Below are 17,983 nucleotides of genomic sequence, written 5' to 3'. Positions count from 1 at the left end.
CGCCCTCGACGCATTTCGGGGGGAGGCGTCAGTCGCGCTCTCCGCCGCCCAGGTGGTGCACCCGGACCATGTTGGTGGTGCCGGGGACGCCGGGGGGCGAACCGGCCGTGATGATCACGGTGTCGCCGTCGTTGAAGCGGTCCAGCTTCACCATCTCGGCGTCGACCAGGTCGACCATCGCGTCGGTGTTGTCGACGTACGGCACGATGTGCGACTCGACGCCCCAGCTCAGCGTCAGCTGGTTGCGGGTGCCCTCGTCCGTGGTGAAGGCCAGGATCGGCTGGGCCGCGCGGTAGCGGGACAGGCGGCGGGCCGTGTCGCCGGACTGGGTGAAGGCCACGAGGCCCTTGGCGCCCAGGAAGTCGGCGATCTCGCAGGCCGCGCGGGCGACCGAACCGCCCTGCGTGCGCGGCTTCTTGCCGGGCACGAGCGGCTGGAGACCCTTGGACAGGAGCTCCCCCTCGGCCGCGACGACGATCTTCGACATCGTCTTCACGGTCTCGATGGGATAGGCGCCCACGGAGGACTCGGCGGACAGCATGACCGCGTCCGCGCCGTCCAGGATCGCGTTGGCGACGTCGGACGCCTCGGCGCGCGTGGGGCGGGAGTTGGTGATCATCGACTCCATCATCTGGGTCGCGACGATCACCGGCTTGGCGTTGCGGCGGCACATCTCCACGAGGCGCTTCTGCACCATCGGGACCTTCTCGAGCGGGTACTCGACGGCGAGGTCACCGCGGGCCACCATCACGGCGTCGAACGCCGCGACGACGCCCTCCATGTTGTCGACCGCCTGCGGCTTCTCCACCTTGGCGATGACGGGGACCCGGCGGCCCTCCTCGTCCATCACCTTGTGGACGTCCTGGACGTCGTCGGCGTCGCGCACGAAGGACAGGGCGACCATGTCGCAGCCCATCCGCAGGGCGAAGCGCAGGTCGTCGACGTCCTTCTCGGACAGCGCGGGCACGTTGACGGCCGCGCCGGGCAGGTTGATGCCCTTGTGGTCGGAGATGACACCGCCCTCGACGACGATCGACTTCACGCGCGGCCCGTCGACCTCGACGACGCGCAGCTCGACGTTGCCGTCGTTGATGAGGATCTGGTCGCCCTTGGAGACATCGCCGGGCAGACCCTTGTAGGTCGTGCCGCAGATCGACTTGTCGCCCGGCACATCGTCGGTGGTGATGGTGAACTCGTCACCGCGCACCAGCTCGACGGGGCCTTCGGCGAAGGTCTCGAGACGGATCTTGGGGCCCTGGAGGTCCGCGAGGACGCCGACGGCGCGGCCGGTGCTCTCCGCGGCGGCCCGGACACGGTCGTACCGCCCCTGGTGCTCGGCGTGCGTGCCATGGCTGAAGTTGAAGCGGGCCACATTCATGCCGGCTTCGATCAGCGCAACGAGCTGCTCTTCGGAGTCGACGGCGGGGCCCAGCGTGCAGACGATTTTGGAACGGCGCATGGGGCGATCCTATCGGTTTGTTTCGCTACGGAATATTCCGTCTGGTGGAATCTACAAATGGGCGGCGGTGCGCTCAGTCGTTGCGGGACGCGGAGCCGTGCACAAGGGCGTAGGTCTGCCGCGCGATCTCCAGTTCCTCGTCGGTCGGGACGACGGCGACCGCCACCCGCGCGTACTCCGGCGAGATCAGCCGCGGTTCGTCCGAACGTACGGAATTGAGCTCGCCGTCGACCGCGAGGCCCAGCTCCTCCAGCCCCGCGACGGCAGCTTCCCGCACCGGCGCCGCGTTCTCGCCGACCCCCGCCGTGAACACCACGGCATCCACCCGGCCGAGCACCGCGTAGTAGGCGCCGATGTACTTCTTCAGACGGTGGATGTAGATGTCGAAGGCGAGCCGGGCCTCCTCGTCGCCCTCGTCGATACGACGGCGGATCTCCCGCATGTCGTTGTCGCCGCAGAGACCGACAAGACCGCTCTTCTGGTTGAGCAGTACGTCGATCTCGTCGGCGGACATGTTGCCCACCCGCATCAAATGGAAGATGACGGCCGGGTCCACATCGCCCGAACGCGTCCCCATCACCAGGCCCTCCAAGGGCGTCAGGCCCATGGACGTGTCCACGCACCGGCCGCCGCGCACCGCCGACGCCGAGGCGCCGTTGCCCAGGTGCAGCACGATGACGTTGACCTCCTCGGGGGCCTTGCCGAGGAGCTCGGCCGCCTTGCGGGACACGTAGGCGTGCGACGTGCCGTGGAAGCCGTAGCGGCGGATGCGGTGCTCGTCGGCGGTCTTCACGTCGATCGCGTAGCGCGCCGCCGACTCCGGCATCGTCGTGTGGAACGCCGTGTCGAAGACGGCGACCTGCGGCAGGTCCGGGCGCAGCGCCATCGCGGTGCGGACGCCCGTGAGATTGGCCGGGTTGTGCAGCGGCGCGACCGGGATCAGCCGCTCGATCTCCGCGAGCACCGCGTCGTCGATGACGGTCGGCTCGGTGAAGAACATGCCGCCGTGCACCACCCGGTGACCGATCGCGGCGAGCTCGGGGGAGTCCAGGCCCGTCCCGTCCTGGGCCAGCTCCCCGGCGACCGCCTTCAGGGCCGCGTCGTGGTCGGCGATCGGGCCGTTCACCTCGCGCGCCTCGCCGCCGCCCCCGGTCAGCGGCGTGTGCTTGAGGCGGGACGTCTCCTCGCCGATGCGCTCGACCAGGCCCACGGCGAGCCGGGCGCCGCTCTCCATGTCGAGCAGCTGGTACTTCAGCGACGAGGAGCCGGAGTTGAGGACGAGAACTCGGCTGGGCGTGGCGGTCACAGGTGCTTACCTCTTCGTAGGGGTCAGGAGGCCGGCGTCTGGGCCTGGATCGCCGTGATGGCGACCGTGTTGACGATGTCCTGCACGAGCGCGCCGCGCGACAGGTCGTTGACCGGCTTGCGCAGACCCTGCAGGACCGGACCGACGGCGATGGCGCGGGCCGAACGCTGCACGGCCTTGTACGTGTTGTTGCCGGTGTTCAGGTCGGGGAAGATCAGCACGCTGGCCTGGCCCGCGACCTCCGAGCCGGGCAGCTTGGTCGCCGCCACCGACGGCTCGACCGCGGCGTCGTACTGAATGGGGCCCTCGATCTTCAGGTCGGAGCGCCGCTCGCGCACCAGCTCCGTGGCCTTGCGCACCTTGTCGACGTCCGCGCCCGAGCCCGAGGTGCCCGTCGAGTACGACAGCATCGCGATCCGCGGGTCCACGCCGAACTGCTCGGCGGTGGCGGCCGCCTGGACGGCGATGTCGGCGAGCTGCTGCGCATCCGGGTCCGGGTTCACCGCGCAGTCCCCGTACACGAGGACCTTGTCGGCGAGGCACATGAAGAAGACGGACGACACGATGGCGGCGTCCGGCTTCGTCTTGATGATCTCGAAGGCGGGGCGGATCGTCGCGGCCGTCGAGTGCACGGAACCCGACACCATGCCGTCCGCGAGACCGCCCTGCACCATCAGCGTCCCGAAGTAGTTCACGTCCGCCACCACGTCGTACGCGAGCTCGACCGTGACGCCCTTGTGGGCGCGCAGCTGCGCGTACTCGGCGGCGAACCGGTCCCGCAGCTGGGACGTGGCCGGGTCGATGAGCTGCGTGTCCGCCAGGTCGACGCCCAGGTCGGCGGCCTTCTTGCGGATCTGCTCCACCGGGCCGAGCAGCGTCAGGTCGCACACCCCGCGGCGCAGCAGGACGTCCGCCGCGCGCAGGACGCGCTCCTCGGTGCCCTCGGGCAGCACGACGCGACGCCTGTCGGCGCGGGCCCGCTCCAGGAGCTTGTGCTCGAACATCATCGGGGTGACGCGGTCGCTGCTCGGCGCCGAGACGCGCTCCAGCAGGCCGGCCGTGTCGACCCACCGTTCGAAGAGGCCGAGTGCCGTCTCCGCCTTGCGGGGCGTCGCCGCGTTCAACTTGCCCTCCATGGCGAACAGTTCACCCGCCGTGGGGAAGGAGCCGCCCTTCACCGCCACCACCGGGGTGCCGGGCGCGAGGCGGTCGGAGAGCGTCAGGATCTCCGCGCCGGGCCGCTCGTCGAGGGTCAGCAGGACGCCCGCGATCGGCGGGGTGCCGGCGCTGTGCGCGGCGAGCGACCCCACGACGAGGTCCGCGCGGTCCCCGGGCGTCACGACCAGACAGCCCGGGGTCAGCGCCTTGATGAAGGCCGGCAGCATCGCGCCGCCGAACACGAAGTCCAGCGCGTCGCGCGCGAGGCCCGCGTCGTCGCCGAGCAGCACCTCGCCGCCGAGCGCCTGCGCGATCTGGGAGACCGTCGGCGCGGACAGGGCGGGCTCGTCCGGCAGTACGTAGGTGGGGACCGGGAGATGGGCCGCCAGGCTCTCGCCTATCTCCTCGCGGTCCTGCGCCGCCACCCGGTTCACGACCATCGCGAGCACGTCGCAGCCGAGGGCCTCGTACGCGCGGTACGCGTTGCGGGTCTCGGCGTGCACCGACTCCGGGGTCTGCTTGCGGCCGCCCACCACAGGGATGACGGACGCTCCGAACTCGTTGGCGAGACGGGCGTTGACGGCCAGCTCGTCGGGGAGCTGTGTGTCGGCGAAGTCCGTGCCGAGGACGAGGACGACCTCGTAGTCGCGGGCGACCTGGTGGAAGCGGTCCACGAGGCGCGAGACCAGTTCGTCGGTGCCCTGTTCGGCCTGCACGGCCGACGCCTCGTGGTAGTCGAGGCCGTAGACCGTCGCCGGGTCCTGGGAGAGGCGGTAGCGCGCCCGCAGCAGATCGAAGAGCCGGTCGGGACCGTCGTGGACGAGCGGGCGGAAGACCCCCACCCGGTCGACCTGCCGGGTCAGGAGCTCCATGACTCCCAGCTCCACGACCTGCCGGCCGTCACCCCGGTCGATCCCGGTCACGTACACGCTGCGCGTCACGCGTGCTCTCCCTTTCGCTGGACGGGCCGCAGAGAAGGGGCCTCTGCCGCAGAGATTCGGCCGTTGAACCGGCCTCTGATGAAAGTCGTAGCCGTGCCCTCTTGACAATACCTCCGGGGGTGGCTAGGTCGCCCGCCGGACAAAGGCCCTGGTCGGGGGGCCGAAAGACCCCCGGAACACGCGCCGCACGGGCCCCCGCGCCCGGCGGTGATCCGCATCGCCCCCACGGCCGTGAAAGAATCGGAGCGGCTCACAAGTCTCAACAGCGAGCAGGAGACACGCACGATGCGTATCGGAGTTCTCACCGCCGGCGGCGACTGTCCTGGCCTGAACGCAGTGATCCGGTCGGTCGTGCACCGCGCCGTCACACACCACGGCGACGAGGTGATCGGCTTCGAGGACGGATACGCGGGACTGCTCGACGGGCGCTACCGCACCCTCGACCTGAACGCCGTGAGCGGCATCCTCGCCCGCGGCGGCACCATCCTCGGCTCATCCCGGCTCGAGCGCGACCGCTTCCGCGCCGCCTGCGAGAACGCCAAGGAACTCGCCACCGAGATCGGCTTCGACGTCCTCATCCCCATCGGCGGGGAGGGCACGCTGACCGCGGCCCGGATGCTCGCCGACGCGGGCCTGCCCGTGGTCGGCGTCCCGAAGACCATCGACAACGACATCTCCGCCACCGACCGCACGTTCGGTTTCGACACCGCCGTCGGCGTCGCCACGGAGGCCATGGACCGGCTGAAGACTACCGCCGAGTCCCACCAGCGCGTCATGGTCGTCGAGGTGATGGGCCGGCACGCGGGCTGGATCGCCCTGGAGTCCGGCATGGCGGGCGGCGCGCACGGCATCTGCCTGCCCGAGCGCCCCTTCGACCCGGCCGACCTGGTCAAGATGGTCGAGGAACGCTTCTCGCGCGGCAAGAAGTTCGCCGTCATCTGTGTGGCCGAGGGCGCGCACCCCGCCGAGGGCACGATGGACTACCAGACCGGCGCGATCGACCGCTTCGGCCACGAGCGCTTCCAGGGCATCGGCACGGCCCTCGCGTTCGAGCTGGAGCGCCGCCTCGGCAAGGAGGCGAAGCCGGTCATTCTCGGCCATGTCCAGCGCGGCGGCACCCCGACCGCGTACGACCGGGTCCTCGCCACGCGCTTCGGCTGGCACGCCGTCGAGGCCGCGCACCGGGGCGTCTCCGGCCGCATGACGGCGCTGCGCGGCACGGAGATCGAGATGGTCCCGCTCGCCGAGGCCGTCGCCGAGCTGAAGACGGTGCCGAAGGACCGCATGGACGAGGCGGAATCGGTCTTCTAGAGCTCCACGGTCCGTCTGCCGTCTACGACGTGTGCATCCTCGACCAGAACTCGTCGAGGATCCCGTCGAGGAACTCCCGCCCGGCCTCGCCCGACTCGCGCCCCGCGCCGCCGCCCCAGCTGAGCGTCGCGGCCATCAGCGCCTGGTACTCGAGCTGCATCTCCTGGAGCGCTTCCTCCAGTTGGCCCTTGTGCACGGGGACGAGTTTGGTGATCGGGCGCGTGTACGCCTGCCAGCGCGTGGTCACCGCGCTGCGCAGGAAGTCCGCCAGCTGCTCGTCGCGGCCCGTGACGGTCGCGAAGTCCGGCGGCGCAAGGCCGAGCACCTCGGCGAGGGTGGCCGACTGGCGCTCGTTGCCGCGCCACTCGCCGGTCTCCTCCATCCGCAGATACGCATGGATCTCCACCCCCACCGTGCGCGCCACGTCCTCCGGGGCCATGCTGCGCGCCATCCGGTGCTCGCGCAGCGTCCGCGCCGCGCCTATGAGGTCGCCCGGCGAGCACCACAGGGCACCCGCGAGCGCGGTGAGCTCAGCCGCTGTCGGCGAGGTGAGCCCGCGTTCCCAGGCGATGACCGTGTCGGGCGTGACGTGATGCTGGCCGTAGGAGGCGCGCATGCCGTAAGCGACATGCCCGGGTGCCATCCCCAGGGCCTCACGGAGGCGTCGGGCGGCCGGAGCGTTGAACGGCGGGGCGGAGTCGCTTGGGTGCACGGGCACACGGTAGGTGTGGGACATGCCGGTGGCTACGGTCTGTTCGCACCGGGTTACTTGTCGTAGGAACCTACGGGGACGGGACTCCGGGTGACCAAGTCCGTATACTCCTTGTATGCAACCCTGGGGGCAGTCGTGACGTCGGGACGGGACAAGGCCTACGCGTTTCTCAAGGAGAACGTGCTCGCGGACCCGGACAGGCAAGGGGAGTTCCTCTCCGAGCAGGAGCTCGCCGACCGGATCGGCGTCTCCCGCACCCCGATCCGCGAGGCGCTCCTGCTGCTCGCCGCCGAGGACCTTGTACGGCTGGTCCCCAAGCGCGGGGCGCAGGTCGTGCCGCTGTCGGGGCGGGAGATCACCGAGCTCATGGAGCTGCGCGGCATCGTCGAGCGGTATTCCGCGGAGCGGGTCATCGCCGGGGGCAAGGCCCCCGTGTCCGAGCTGACCGCGCTGCTCGACCGCCAGCGCACGCTCAGCGGGGCCGAGCACGCCAAGGAGTTCATCGCGGTGGACCACCTCTTCCACGCGACGATCGTGGCGGCGGCGGGCAACGCCCTGCTCGACCGCCACTACGACGGGCTCCGCAGCCGCCAGATCCGGGCCGGTGTCGTGGCGCTGTTCAACCAGCACGGCCGGCAGGAGTCCGTGCTCCATGAGCACCAGGCGATCCTCGACGCGATCGCCTCCGGAGACCGGCAGGCCGCGTGCACCGCGATCGACAGCCACCTGGAGTCGACGCTCAAGGTACTGCTCGCCGGCTAGGGCCCTTCTTCCGGATCTTGCCGGGCTCCACCCGGTCCGGAAGAAGGGCCCCGGCCGGCCTGCCGTGCGTCCGGCTCGTCGTCAAAGGCTCCGGCGGTTGGCCAGTACCGGGATGGAACGGCGGACCGAGGCGACCTCGTCGAGGTCCAGGTCCGCGATGAGCAGTCCCGGTCCCTCTTCGAGGTGCTCGCGCACGGTTCCGTCCGGGCCGACGACGGCGCTGTGGCCGATGCCCGTGGGGGCGTTCGAGGCGGCGGGGACGCCGGAGGCAGCCGGGTCCGCCTGGTCCACGGCGGCGAGCCAGAGCGTGGCGTCGAGCGCGCGGGCGCGGATCAGCAGCTCCCACTGCTCCCGCTTGCCCGGGCCCGCGCCCCATGAGGCGGGGAGTACGGACACGACCGCGCCCGCGTCGGCGTGGGCCCTGAACAGCTCGGGGAAGCGGACGTCGTAGCAGGTCGCGAGGCCGATGCGGGTGCCGTCGACGTCGAAGGTGACGACCTCGGACCCGGGTGCCACCGTGTCGGACTCGGCGAAGCCGAAGGCGTCGTAGAGGTGGATCTTGTCGTACGCCGCCTCGACGCCGGGGCCGGTGGCGAGCAGGGTGTTCGCCACCTTTCCGTCCGGGGCCGGGGTGAACATCCCCGCGACGACGACGAGTTCGGCCTCCTTGGCGATGTGGCGCACCGCCGCGGCCCAGGGGCCGTCGAGTGGTTCGGCCAGCGGCGCCAGCGAGGTCCCGAAGCAGGCCATCGCGGCCTCCGGGAAGACGACGACGCGGGCCCCCGCGTCCGCCGCGAGACGGGCCTGTTCGCGCAGGAGCGCGAGGTTCTCCTCGGGGCGGGGGCCGGTGGTGATCTGGCTCAGCGCGATACGCATGAGACGTTCCTCCTCGGGTGGGGGTTCGGGAATGCGTGGTCCGGGGTCAGGATGTCGTCGACGTGGCGGGGGAGCGGACCGGTTCACCGCTCAGCGGCTCCTCGTCGCTCCGGTCGCCGTCGCGGCCCAGGCACAGTCCGGCGATGGTGACGACCGCGGTGCCCGCGACGTAGAGGGCCAGCGGGATCCACGAGTCGTACGCGTCGAGCAGCGCGGTGAACAGCAGGGGCGCGACGGCGCCGCCGATGACACCGGCCAGCGTGTACGCGAGCGAGGAGCCGGTGTAGCGCAGCCGCGGGGAGAACTGCTCGGCGATGAAGGCCGCCTGCGGCCCGTACATCGCGGAGTGGAAGACCAGGGCCACCACGACGCCGAGTGCGAGCAGCGGCCAGCTCCCGCCGCCGATCATCGGGAAGAACAGGAACGGCCACACACCGGCGGCCGCGGCCGAGACCCCGTACAGGACGCGGCGGTTGACGCGGTCGGAGAGGGCGCCGGCCAGCGGGATCAGGAAGACCTGGAGGGAGGAGCCGATGAGGACGGCGGCCAGGGCGGAGCCGCGGGACATGCCGAGTTCGCCGGTCGCGTAGGTCAGGACGAAGACGGTGAACAGCGCGTACAGGACGTCCGGGGCCACGCGGCTGAGGATCGCGGCCGCCAGGGCGCGCGGGTGCGTCGTGAAGACCTCGCGGATCGGGGCCTCGGGGCGCTTCTGCTCGGCCTCCATCGCCTTGAAGACGGGGGTCTCCTCGAGCTTCGCGCGGATCCACAGGCCGAAGAAGACGAGCACGCCGGAGAGCAGGAACGCCACGCGCCAGCCCCAGGACGTGAACTGAGCCTCCGTCAGGAGGGCGCCGAGGGCGGCGAGTACGCCGTTGGCGAGCAGGTTGCCGACCGGCGGGCCGATCTGCGCGGCCGAGGCGTAGAAGCCGCGCCGGCGCGGATCGCCGAACTCGCTGGACAGCAGCACCGCCCCGCCCCACTCGCCGCCGACACCGACGCCCTGGGCGAAGCGGAGTATCACGAGGGTGAGCGGAGCGGCGACGCCGATCGTGGCGTAGGAGGGCAGCAGGCCGATCGCGAGGGTGGCGGCCCCGATCAGGACGAGGGTCGCGATCAGGACCTTCTTGCGGCCGAGCTTGTCGCCGAGGCGGCCGAAGACGAAACCGCCGAGCGGGCGCGACACGTAGCCGACGGCGTAGGTGGAGAACGCCAGAAGGGTGCCGGTGGCGGGGTCCTCCGAGGGGAAGAAGACGTCGCCGAAGACCAGCGCCGCCGCGACGGAGTAGATGGCGAAGTCGTACCACTCCAGTGCGGTTCCGGTCAGGCTGGCGAAGAAGGCGCGGCGGACCGCGGACCCGCCGAGCGGGGTCTTTTCCGTGCTCGTGCTGGTGTCGTTCACGACGTCCGTCCCTGAGGTTCCTTGGATGAGGCTAACTGTCGACCTTCCGGCATACTTCTTGTATACAGGTCGTATGCGCAAGCCTTCCGCGCAAAAGTTAACCTCGCCGAGACCGCGAACGATGTGGAGAAACCCCATGGCGCTGCTGACCTTCGAACTGCCCGACGGCACCACCCGCACGGTCGATGTCGTGCAGGTGCTCAACGCCGGATATGCCGGGCGCAGCCAGGACGACGTCGCCGCCCACGTGGCGGAACTCGCCGAGCTGGGGGTGCCCGCGCCGTCCGTGACCCCCGCGCTCTACCCCGTCTCCCCCTACCTCGCCCAGCACACCGACCAGGTCCGCGTCCAGCACGGGCGCACCTCCGGCGAGGCCGAGTGGGCGCTGGTCGTCGACCAGGACGGCGACCTGCTCCTGACCGCCGCCTGCGACCACACCGACCGCGAGCTGGAGGTGCACGGCGTGGCATGGAGCAAGAACGCGAGCCCCGACGTCCTCGCCCGCCGCGCCTGGCGCCTCGCCGACGTGCAGGAGCGCCTCGACGACCTGACCCTGCGCGCCTGGGTGACCCACGACGGCCAGGAGACCCTGATCCAGGACGGCACTTTGGCCGAGCTGCTCACGCCCGGCTACTGGGCCGACGTTCTGCGCGGACGCGGCGACCTGGTGCCCGGCACGGTCCTGATCTCGGGCACGATCCCGATGTCCGAGGGCGTCGACCAGTTCGCCCCCCACTGGCGCGTGGAACTGGCCGACCCGGCCACGGGCGACACGATCGGCCTGGCGTACGACGTGGTCAGGATGCCGGTGCCGATCGGCTGAGGGGGAGGCCGGGCGGCCCGTCGATCAGTGCGGGGCGCGAGGGCGCGGCATGCGGCTCGGCGCGGTCAGCCCTTGACCGCGCCCCCCAGCGCGAACCCTCCGCCGAAGCGCCGGGCCACCAGGACGTACAGCAGGATCACCGGCGTCGAGTAGATGATCGAGAAGGCTGCCAGCTGGCCGTAGACGACCGTGCCCCGGTTGCCGAAGAAGTCGTTGATGCTCACCGAGGCCGGCATCTGTTCGGGAGTGAGCAGGAGCATGAAGGGGACGAAGAAGTTTCCCCACATCATGACGAACGAGAAGACCGTGACCACCGATATGCCCGGCCCCATCAAGGGGAGCACTATGCGGATCAGGGACTGGAACGAGGACGCTCCGTCCGTCCAGGCCGCTTCCTCCAGCTCCTTCGGGACGCCGTCCATGAAGTTCTTCATCAGCCAGATGGCGAACGGGAGTTGGGACGCCGCGAAGAAGAAGATCGTGCCCTGCATCGTGTCGATCAGATTGACCTGCACGAAGAGCGCGTAGACCGGGACCATGATCGCCGTGATGGGGAGGCATGTCGCGAACAGGACCGTCGCCAGGAACGGGTTGTTGAAGCGGGAGCGGTAGCGGGACAGCGGGTACGCCGCGAGGGCCGCGCTCGCCACCGTCAGGAGGGTCGCGCCGCCGCACAGCAGCAGACTGTTGAGGAGCGGCGTGAAGGTGATGTCGGGGGTCAGGACCGCGTCGAAGTTGTCCAGGGTGACGCCGTCGGGGATCTTCACCTGGAGGTTCGCGTGCGCGTCGAGGGCGGAGAGGACCACCCACGCCAGCGGCAGGACGAACGCCGCGGCGACGATCAGGAGTCCGGCGTCGGCCGCGAGGCGGTGGCGGACGGTGCGGGGTGAGGACACTCAGGCCTCCGAGCGCAGCAGGCGCATATAGACCAGCGAGAAGAGCGAGCCGACGACCAGGAGGAGCAGGGCGACCGCCGTGCCGTAGCCGATCATGCTCTTCTGGAAGGCCTGCTCGTACATGAACAGGGGCAGGGTCTGGCTGCGGTTTCCGGGCCCGCCTCGCGTCATCACCCAGATCAGGCCGAAGACGGACAGCGTCTGCAGGGTGTTCAGCATGAGGTTCGTACCGATGGAGCGGCGGATCATCGGCAGCGTGATGTGCCACATGCGGCGCCAGCCGCCCGCGCCGTCCATCTCCGCCGCCTCGGTGATCTCCTTGGGTATCTCGCCGAGCGCCGCCGAGTAGACCAGCATGGAGAACGCCGTCCCGCGCCACACGTTCGCGAAGGACACCGCGAGGATCGGCAGCGTGAACAGCCAGTTCTGGGTGGGCAGATGGAGCCAGTCCAGGATCGCGTTGAGCGTGCCCTCGCGGCGGAAGAACGCGTAGAGGAGGAAGCCGGCGACGACCTCCGGCAGGACCCACGCGCAGATCACGACCGCGCCCGTGACCGTGCGGACCGTCTTCGACGCGCGCTGCATCAGCGCGGCGAGGGCGAGGCCCAGCGTGTTCTGGCCGATGAGCGAGGACAGGACCGTGAAGACGAGGGTGAGCCAGACCGCGTTCAGGAACGCGTCGTCCTTGAACGCGGCCGTGAAGTTGTCGAAGCCCACGAAGGAGGAGTGGGCCTGGCCCGTCAACTGCAGGTCCGTGAAGGCGATGTACGCGCAGTACGCGATCGGGCCGGCGAGGAAGAGCAGCAGCAGGACCAGGGAAGGGGCCAGGGGCAGGGCGCGTGTCAGGGGGCGGCGTGCACCGCCCCGCCCCACCTTCACTTGGTGATCACCTTGCCGTCCGTCGCCGTCTTGAGTTGCTCGTCGTAGGTGCTCGCCGCCTTCTCGACCGAGCTGTCACCGGTCGTGACCGACTCCATCGCCTCCTGGATCGCCGTGGAGACCTTCGGGTACGCCGGGTACGCGGGCCGGTAGTGGGTCGACGCCACCAGGTCCGTGAAGAACTTGATGCCGGGCTGCGCCTTCACGTACGCCGGGTCGGCCGCGACGTCCTTGCGTACCGCGATGCCCGAGTTGGCGATGTACCACTTCTGGGCGTTGGCCTTGGTCTGCATGGTCTTGATGAACTCGAAGGCCAGGTCGGGGTTGGACGCCTTCGACGGGACCGACCACGTCCAGCCGCCGGACATGCTGACCTTGCCCGGCGCCTGGCCGTTCTGCGTCGGCATGTGCGCGAGGCCCAGCCTCTGCGACCACTCGGGCCACTCGTGGCCGCTGCCCTTCAGCCAGTCCTGCGGGAGCCAGGAGCCGTCGAGGTTGATCGCCAGCTTGCTCTTGGGGAGCAGCTCGCCGCGGACCCGGGTGCCGATGTTCGGGTCGAGGGCGTCGGAGACGTCGGGGCCGAGCTTCTCGCCGTAGACCGTCTTCACGAAGTTCAGCGCGTCCTTGAACGGCTTGCCCGCGGTGATCCACTTGTCGGACGAGCTGTCGTACAGGGGGTCCGCCGTGCCCGACCCCGTCCCGTACAGGAGCATCTCGAAGCCCTGCATCGCCGACTGCTCGCCGCCCGGCTTGCCCGTGTAGACGTTGAGCGGGGTGACGGACGGGACCTTCTTCTTGATCGTGCGGGCCGTGTCGAGGACGTCGTCCCAGGTCTTCGGCTGCCAGGGGGTCTTGATGCCCGCCTTCGCGAAGATGCCCTTGTCGTACCAGAGTCCGCGGGTGTCCGTACCGTCCGGGACGCCGTACGTCTTGCCGTCCTGGGCCTTGGCCGCGTTCTTCGCCGTGTCGATGAACTGGTTCCAGTCGGGCCACTTGGCGAGATAGGAGTCGAGGGGCTTCAGATAGCCGCTGGTGATGTCCGAGTTGATGAGGAACGTGTCCTCGTAGACCAGGTCGGGTGCCGTCTTCGGGGAGCGCAGCATCTGCTGGAGTTTGGTGTAGTACTCGGAGTCCGGCGCCTTGATCGGCACCAGCTTCACCTTCTTGCCCGGATGGTCCTTCTCGAACTGCGTCTTCATCGACGCCAGGTACTTGTCCATGACACGTATCTGGTTGTCGGTCGACTGCTTGAAGGAGATCCTGACGGTGTCCGGGTCGTCCCCGGAGCCGCTGCTGCAGGCCGTCAGGCCGGTCGCGGCGATGAGCAGAGTGGCGCTGAGGAGCACTGGAGCGGTGGGGCGCACGGGCACGACCTCCTACGGGCCGCCGCCGGCCGGCTTGCCGAGCGGGGCTGCCCGGTGAACGTACGGGCGGGGTCGGACCAAGGTCAATCCCCGTGCAGGAGTGGGTGGTTGACCAAGGGTCTAGACCGCCGTGAGCCAGCGGTAGTGCAGTTCGGGCCGGCCCACCTGACCGTACTGAGGGCTGCGGGCGGCCCGGCCCGACTCGACGAGATGCTCCAGGTAGCGGCGGGCCGTGATGCGCGAGATGCCCACGGACTCGGCCGCCGCCGCGGCGGTCAGGCCCTCCGGGGCGGCGCGCAGCGTCCGCGTCACGCGCTCGAGGGTCGGCGCGCTCAGCCCCTTGGGCAGCGCGGCCGGACCGGGGGCCCGCAGTGTGGCCAGGGCGCGGTCGACCTCGTCCTGGCCGCCCGCCTCGCCGGCCGCCGCCCGGAACTCCGCGTAGCGCACGAGCCGGTCGCGCAGCGTCGGGAACGTGAAGGGCTTCAGTACGTACTGCACCACGCCGAGCGAGACCCCTTCGCGGACCACCGCGAGGTCGCGGGCCGAGGTCACCGCGATGACGTCCGTGTGATGCCCCGCCGCCCGCAGCGAGCGCGCCAGCTGGAGACCGTGGCCGTCCGGGAGGTGCAGGTCGAGGAGGAGCAGGTCGACCGGGGTGCGCTCCAGGGCGCGGTGGGCCTCGGCGGCCGTGTGCGCCTTGCCGATCGCGGTGAAGCCGGGGACCCGGTTCACGTACAGGACGTGGGCGTCGGCGGCCACCGGGTCGTCCTCGACGACCAGTACTCGAATGGTGCCGCCGGTGGCGTCGGGACCGGTCACGCGGTGCCTCCCGTGGGCGTGGGCGCGCTCGTGCGCTGGAGGGGCAGGACGACGGTGAACTGTGCGCCGCCGGTGGGGGATTCGGCCAGGGTCAGGGTGCCGGAGTTACGGGCGACGGACTGCTGGACGAGGGCGAGTCCGAGGCCGCGCCCGCCGGGACCCGCCGGCTTGGTGGACCATCCCCGCTCGAAGACCGCGTCCGCGTGGCGGTCGGCGACACCAGGGCCGGTGTCCGTGACCCGGAGCAGCAGGGTGTCGTCCTGAGCACGGGCCGTGACCGTCACCTTCGCGTGCGGGGAGCCCTGCGCCGCGTCGACCGCGTTGTCGAGCAGGTTGCCGAGGATCGTCACGAGGTCGCGGGCGGGCAGGGTGGGCGGCACCAGGCCGTCGTCGATGCGGCTGTCCCCGGATATCTCCAGCTCCACGCCGTGCTCGTTGGCCTGCGCCGTCTTGCCGAGCAGAAGCGCGGCGAGCACCGGTTCGCTCACGGCGGCGACGACCTGGTCGGTGAGGGTCTGCGCCAGCTCCAGTTCGGCCGTCGCGAAGTCGACCGCCTCGTCGGCCCGGTCCAGCTCGATCAGCGAGACGACGGTGTGGAGCCGGTTCGCGGCCTCGTGGGCCTGCGAGCGCAGCGCCTGCGTGAAGCCCCGCTCCGAGTCCAGCTCGCCCATGACCGCCTGGAGCTCGGTGTGGTCGCGCAGGGTCACCACGGTGCCGCGCCGTTCGCCGCTGGAGACGGGGGAGGTGTTGACGACGACCACGCGGTCGGTGGTGAGATGCACCTCGTCGACGCGGGGCTCCGCCGCGAGGAGCGCGCCCGTCAGAGGGGTGGGCAGGCCGAGCTCCGCGACATTGCGCCCGACCGACTCGTCGCCGACGCCGAGCAGCTCGCGCGCCCCGTCGTTGATGAGCGCGATCCTGCGCTGCCCGTCGAGCATCACCAGACCCTCGCGCACCGCGTGCAGCGCCGCCTGGTGGTAGGCGTGCATGCGGCTGAGCTCGGTCGCGTTCATGCCGTGGGTGTGCCGCCGCAGCCTGGCGTTGATGACGTACGTGCCGATGCCGCCGAGCACGAGGGCGCCCGCCGCGACGCCGGCCACCGCCATCACCTGGCCGCGCGCCTGCGCGCTGATCTCCTCGACCGTGATGCCGGCACTGACCAGGCCGACGATCCGCCGCCCCGACATGATCGGGGTCACCACGCGCACGGACGGCCCGAGGGTGCCCGTGTACGTCTCCGAGAAGGTCCGGCCCCGCAGGGCGGGCCCGATGTGGCCGAGGAAGCGCTCGCCGATGCGGCGCTCGTCGGGGTGCGTCCAGCGGATGCCGTGCGGATCCATGATCGTGACGAAGTCCACGCCGGTGTGGCGCTGGACGTCGCTCGCGTACGGCTGGAGCGTGCGCGTCGGGTCGCCGTCGCCCGTGATCGCCCCGCGGACGGAGGGCGCGTCCGCGACCGCGCGGGCCGCCGCCGTCGCCTGGCGCGTGGCGGCCTGCTCGGCCTGATTGCCGTCGCTGATGTACGTGAACAGCGCGCACCCCGCGACCACGACGGCGACCAGGACGACCTGCATCGCGAAGAGCTGGCCGGCCAGGCTGCGGGCGCGTGGCAGGAAGGGGAGGCGCATGGGCCCAGTCTGCCTCTCGGTACGAGCTGAACGTATAAGCGTGAACTAAATGAACGGAAGGGTGACGGCCTTCACAAGCCGGGAGATAGTCACCGTGATTCGCCAGACGTGAGCCGCACGCATGGCGCGTACGTGCAGGTTCCCGTACGCCCGACACCGTCGTCAGGAGGCACCCGTGGCCGAGACCCAGGTGGCAGCCGCCACCAAGAGAGACCGCACCCACTATCTGTACATCGCCGTCATCGGTGCCGTCCTTCTCGGCATCGCGGTCGGTTTCATCTGGCCGGACTTCGCCAAGGAGCTCAAGCCGGTCGGTACCGGCTTTGTGGCCCTGATCAAGATGATGATCTCGCCGATCATCTTCTGCACGATCGTGCTCGGCGTCGGTTCCGTACGCAAGGCCGCCAAGATCGGCAAGGTCGGCGGGCTCGCGCTCGGCTACTTCCTGGTGATGTCCGTGGTCGCGCTGGCCATCGGCCTGGTCGTCGGCAACATCCTGCACCCGGGCGACGGCATGCACCTCACGCAGGCCGTGAAGGACGTCGGCCACACCGCGGCCAAGGACGCCGCCGAGGGCCCCGTCGACTTCGTCCTCGGGATCATCCCGACGACCCTCGTGTCGGCGTTCACGGAGGGCGAGGTGCTCCAGACGCTCCTGGTTGCCCTGCTCGTCGGCTTCGGCCTCCAGGCCATGGGGCGCGCCGGTGAGCCGGTCCTCAAGGGTGTCGAGCACATCCAGAAGCTGGTCTTCCGCGTCCTCGGCATGATCATGTGGGCTGCGCCCGTCGGCGCGTTCGGCGCGATGGCGGCCGTCATCGGCGAGACCGGTGTGGACGCCCTGAAGGCCCTGGCCACGATCATGCTCGGCTTCTACGTGACCTGCATCCTGTTCGTCGTGGTGGTCCTCGGCAGCGTGCTGCGTCTGGCCACCGGGTACAACCTGTTCGCGCTCCTGAAGTACCTCGGCCGCGAGTTCCTGCTGATCCTGTCCACCTCGTCCTCCGAGTCCGCGCTGCCGCGGCTCATCGCGAAGATGGAGCACCTGGGCGTCAGCCGTCCCGTCGTCGGCATCACCGTGCCGACCGGGTACTCGTTCAACCTCGACGGCACGATGATCTACCTGACCATGGCCTCGCTCTTCATCGCGGACGCCATGGACCAGCCCCTCGGCATCGGCCAGCAGATCGGCCTGCTGCTGTTCATGATGGTCGCGTCGAAGGGCGCCGCGGGTGTCTCCGGCTCCGGTATCGCGGTGCTCGCCAGCGGACTCCAGTCGCACAAGCCCGCACTCGTCGACGGCGTCGGCCTGATCATCGGCATCGACCGCTTCATGAGCGAGGCCCGCGCCCTGACCAACTTCGCGGGCAACGCCGTCGCCACCCTCCTCATCGGTACGTGGACGGGTGAGGTCGACAAGGACCGCGTCCAGCGCGTGCTCGCCGGTGACCTCCCCTTCGACGAGCGCACCCTCGTGGACGACGGGAGCCACGCCCCGGCGGCCGACGTTCCCGACCAGCGGGGCGGCGACGACAAGGAGCTGGCGAAGGCCTGAGCGCTCCGCTGGGTTCGCAGCTGAGGAATCCGCGGACCGCCCTGGGCCCGTTGCGCAGTTTGCCGCGCTCCTGGGGCGGGGCGGGCCGGTCTGAA

General features: G+C 70.4%; 15 protein-coding genes. 4 read left to right on the top strand and 11 right to left on the bottom strand.

Annotated elements, in window-relative coordinates:
• Positions 1-28: 28 nt before the first annotated feature.
• The 3 genes from pyk to pta form a co-directional block, all read right to left on the bottom strand.
• Positions 29-1,459, bottom strand: a complete 1,431-nt coding sequence (gene pyk / locus OHO83_RS16955) for a pyruvate kinase (RefSeq protein ID WP_266674268.1) — start codon at positions 1,457-1,459, stop codon at positions 29-31.
• A 73-nt stretch (positions 1,460-1,532) separates the two neighbouring features.
• Entirely contained in the window at positions 1,533-2,765 is a 1,233-nt protein-coding gene (locus OHO83_RS16950) for an acetate kinase (protein WP_266674270.1), read from the bottom strand.
• Between the two features lie 23 nt (positions 2,766-2,788).
• A complete protein-coding gene (gene pta, locus OHO83_RS16945; protein WP_266674272.1) occupies positions 2,789-4,864 on the bottom strand; it encodes a phosphate acetyltransferase in 2,076 nt (691 codons plus the stop codon).
• A 285-nt stretch (positions 4,865-5,149) separates the two neighbouring features.
• On the opposite strand from pta, the gene OHO83_RS16940 reads away from it, so the two are divergent.
• Positions 5,150-6,175 (top strand): ATP-dependent 6-phosphofructokinase, encoded by a 1,026-nt coding sequence (locus tag OHO83_RS16940; protein WP_266674274.1) that lies wholly within the window; start codon positions 5,150-5,152, stop codon positions 6,173-6,175.
• Positions 6,176-6,197: 22 nt separating this feature from the next.
• Here OHO83_RS16940 and OHO83_RS16935 read toward each other — a convergent pair whose 3' ends face one another.
• Positions 6,198-6,911, bottom strand: coding sequence for a helix-turn-helix domain-containing protein (locus OHO83_RS16935; protein ID WP_266674276.1), 714 nt, complete (start codon positions 6,909-6,911; stop codon positions 6,198-6,200).
• Positions 6,912-7,022: 111 nt separating this feature from the next.
• On the opposite strand from OHO83_RS16935, the gene OHO83_RS16930 reads away from it, so the two are divergent.
• Positions 7,023-7,649, top strand: coding sequence for a GntR family transcriptional regulator (locus OHO83_RS16930; RefSeq protein WP_266674278.1), 627 nt, complete (start codon positions 7,023-7,025; stop codon positions 7,647-7,649).
• An 81-nt stretch (positions 7,650-7,730) separates the two neighbouring features.
• Here OHO83_RS16930 and OHO83_RS16925 read toward each other — a convergent pair whose 3' ends face one another.
• Both OHO83_RS16925 and OHO83_RS16920 read right to left on the bottom strand, forming a co-directional pair.
• Positions 7,731-8,525 (bottom strand): carbon-nitrogen hydrolase family protein, encoded by a 795-nt coding sequence (locus OHO83_RS16925; RefSeq protein WP_266674280.1) that lies wholly within the window; start codon positions 8,523-8,525, stop codon positions 7,731-7,733.
• Positions 8,526-8,571: 46 nt separating this feature from the next.
• Positions 8,572-9,927 carry an MFS transporter gene (locus OHO83_RS16920; RefSeq protein WP_266674282.1) on the bottom strand — a complete coding sequence of 452 codons (1,356 nt, stop codon included), beginning with the start codon at positions 9,925-9,927 and terminating at the stop codon, positions 8,572-8,574.
• A 136-nt stretch (positions 9,928-10,063) separates the two neighbouring features.
• Here OHO83_RS16920 and OHO83_RS16915 point away from each other — a divergent pair, with 136 nt between their 5' ends.
• Positions 10,064-10,750, top strand: coding sequence for a DUF2848 domain-containing protein (locus OHO83_RS16915; protein WP_266674284.1), 687 nt, complete (start codon positions 10,064-10,066; stop codon positions 10,748-10,750).
• Between the two features lie 65 nt (positions 10,751-10,815).
• Here OHO83_RS16915 and OHO83_RS16910 read toward each other — a convergent pair whose 3' ends face one another.
• The 5 genes from OHO83_RS16910 to OHO83_RS16890 all read right to left on the bottom strand — a co-directional run bounded on the left by OHO83_RS16910 (position 10,816) and on the right by OHO83_RS16890 (position 16,336).
• Positions 10,816-11,646: a carbohydrate ABC transporter permease gene (locus tag OHO83_RS16910; RefSeq protein ID WP_116509760.1), complete on the bottom strand. Its 831-nt coding sequence runs from the start codon at positions 11,644-11,646 to the stop codon at positions 10,816-10,818.
• Positions 11,647-12,525, bottom strand: coding sequence for a carbohydrate ABC transporter permease (locus OHO83_RS16905; protein ID WP_227297277.1), 879 nt, complete (start codon positions 12,523-12,525; stop codon positions 11,647-11,649).
• Positions 12,522-13,889, bottom strand: a complete 1,368-nt coding sequence (locus OHO83_RS16900) for an extracellular solute-binding protein (RefSeq protein ID WP_266674287.1) — start codon at positions 13,887-13,889, stop codon at positions 12,522-12,524. The genes OHO83_RS16905 and OHO83_RS16900 overlap by 4 nt, the downstream gene beginning before the upstream one ends.
• 120 nt (positions 13,890-14,009) lie before the next feature.
• Complete coding sequence (locus OHO83_RS16895; RefSeq protein WP_266674289.1) at positions 14,010-14,708, bottom strand: response regulator; 699 nt, start codon at positions 14,706-14,708, stop codon at positions 14,010-14,012.
• On the bottom strand, positions 14,705-16,336 hold the full coding sequence (locus OHO83_RS16890; protein ID WP_266674293.1) for a sensor histidine kinase: 1,632 nt from the start codon (positions 16,334-16,336) through the stop codon (positions 14,705-14,707). The genes OHO83_RS16895 and OHO83_RS16890 overlap by 4 nt, the downstream gene beginning before the upstream one ends.
• A 121-nt stretch (positions 16,337-16,457) precedes the next feature.
• Between OHO83_RS16890 and OHO83_RS16885 the strand changes: the two genes are divergently transcribed.
• The gene (locus OHO83_RS16885; RefSeq protein ID WP_266674297.1) at positions 16,458-17,888 is read left to right on the top strand and encodes a cation:dicarboxylate symporter family transporter; all 1,431 of its coding nucleotides are present in this window, start codon (positions 16,458-16,460) and stop codon (positions 17,886-17,888) included.
• Positions 17,889-17,983: the final 95 nt, after the last annotated feature.

The organism is Streptomyces sp. NBC_00569 (assembly GCF_036345255.1).
Classification (GTDB): domain Bacteria; phylum Actinomycetota; class Actinomycetes; order Streptomycetales; family Streptomycetaceae; genus Streptomyces.
The sequence above is the reverse complement of the archived record's forward strand: the minus strand, read 5'-3'. Positions and strand labels throughout refer to the sequence as shown.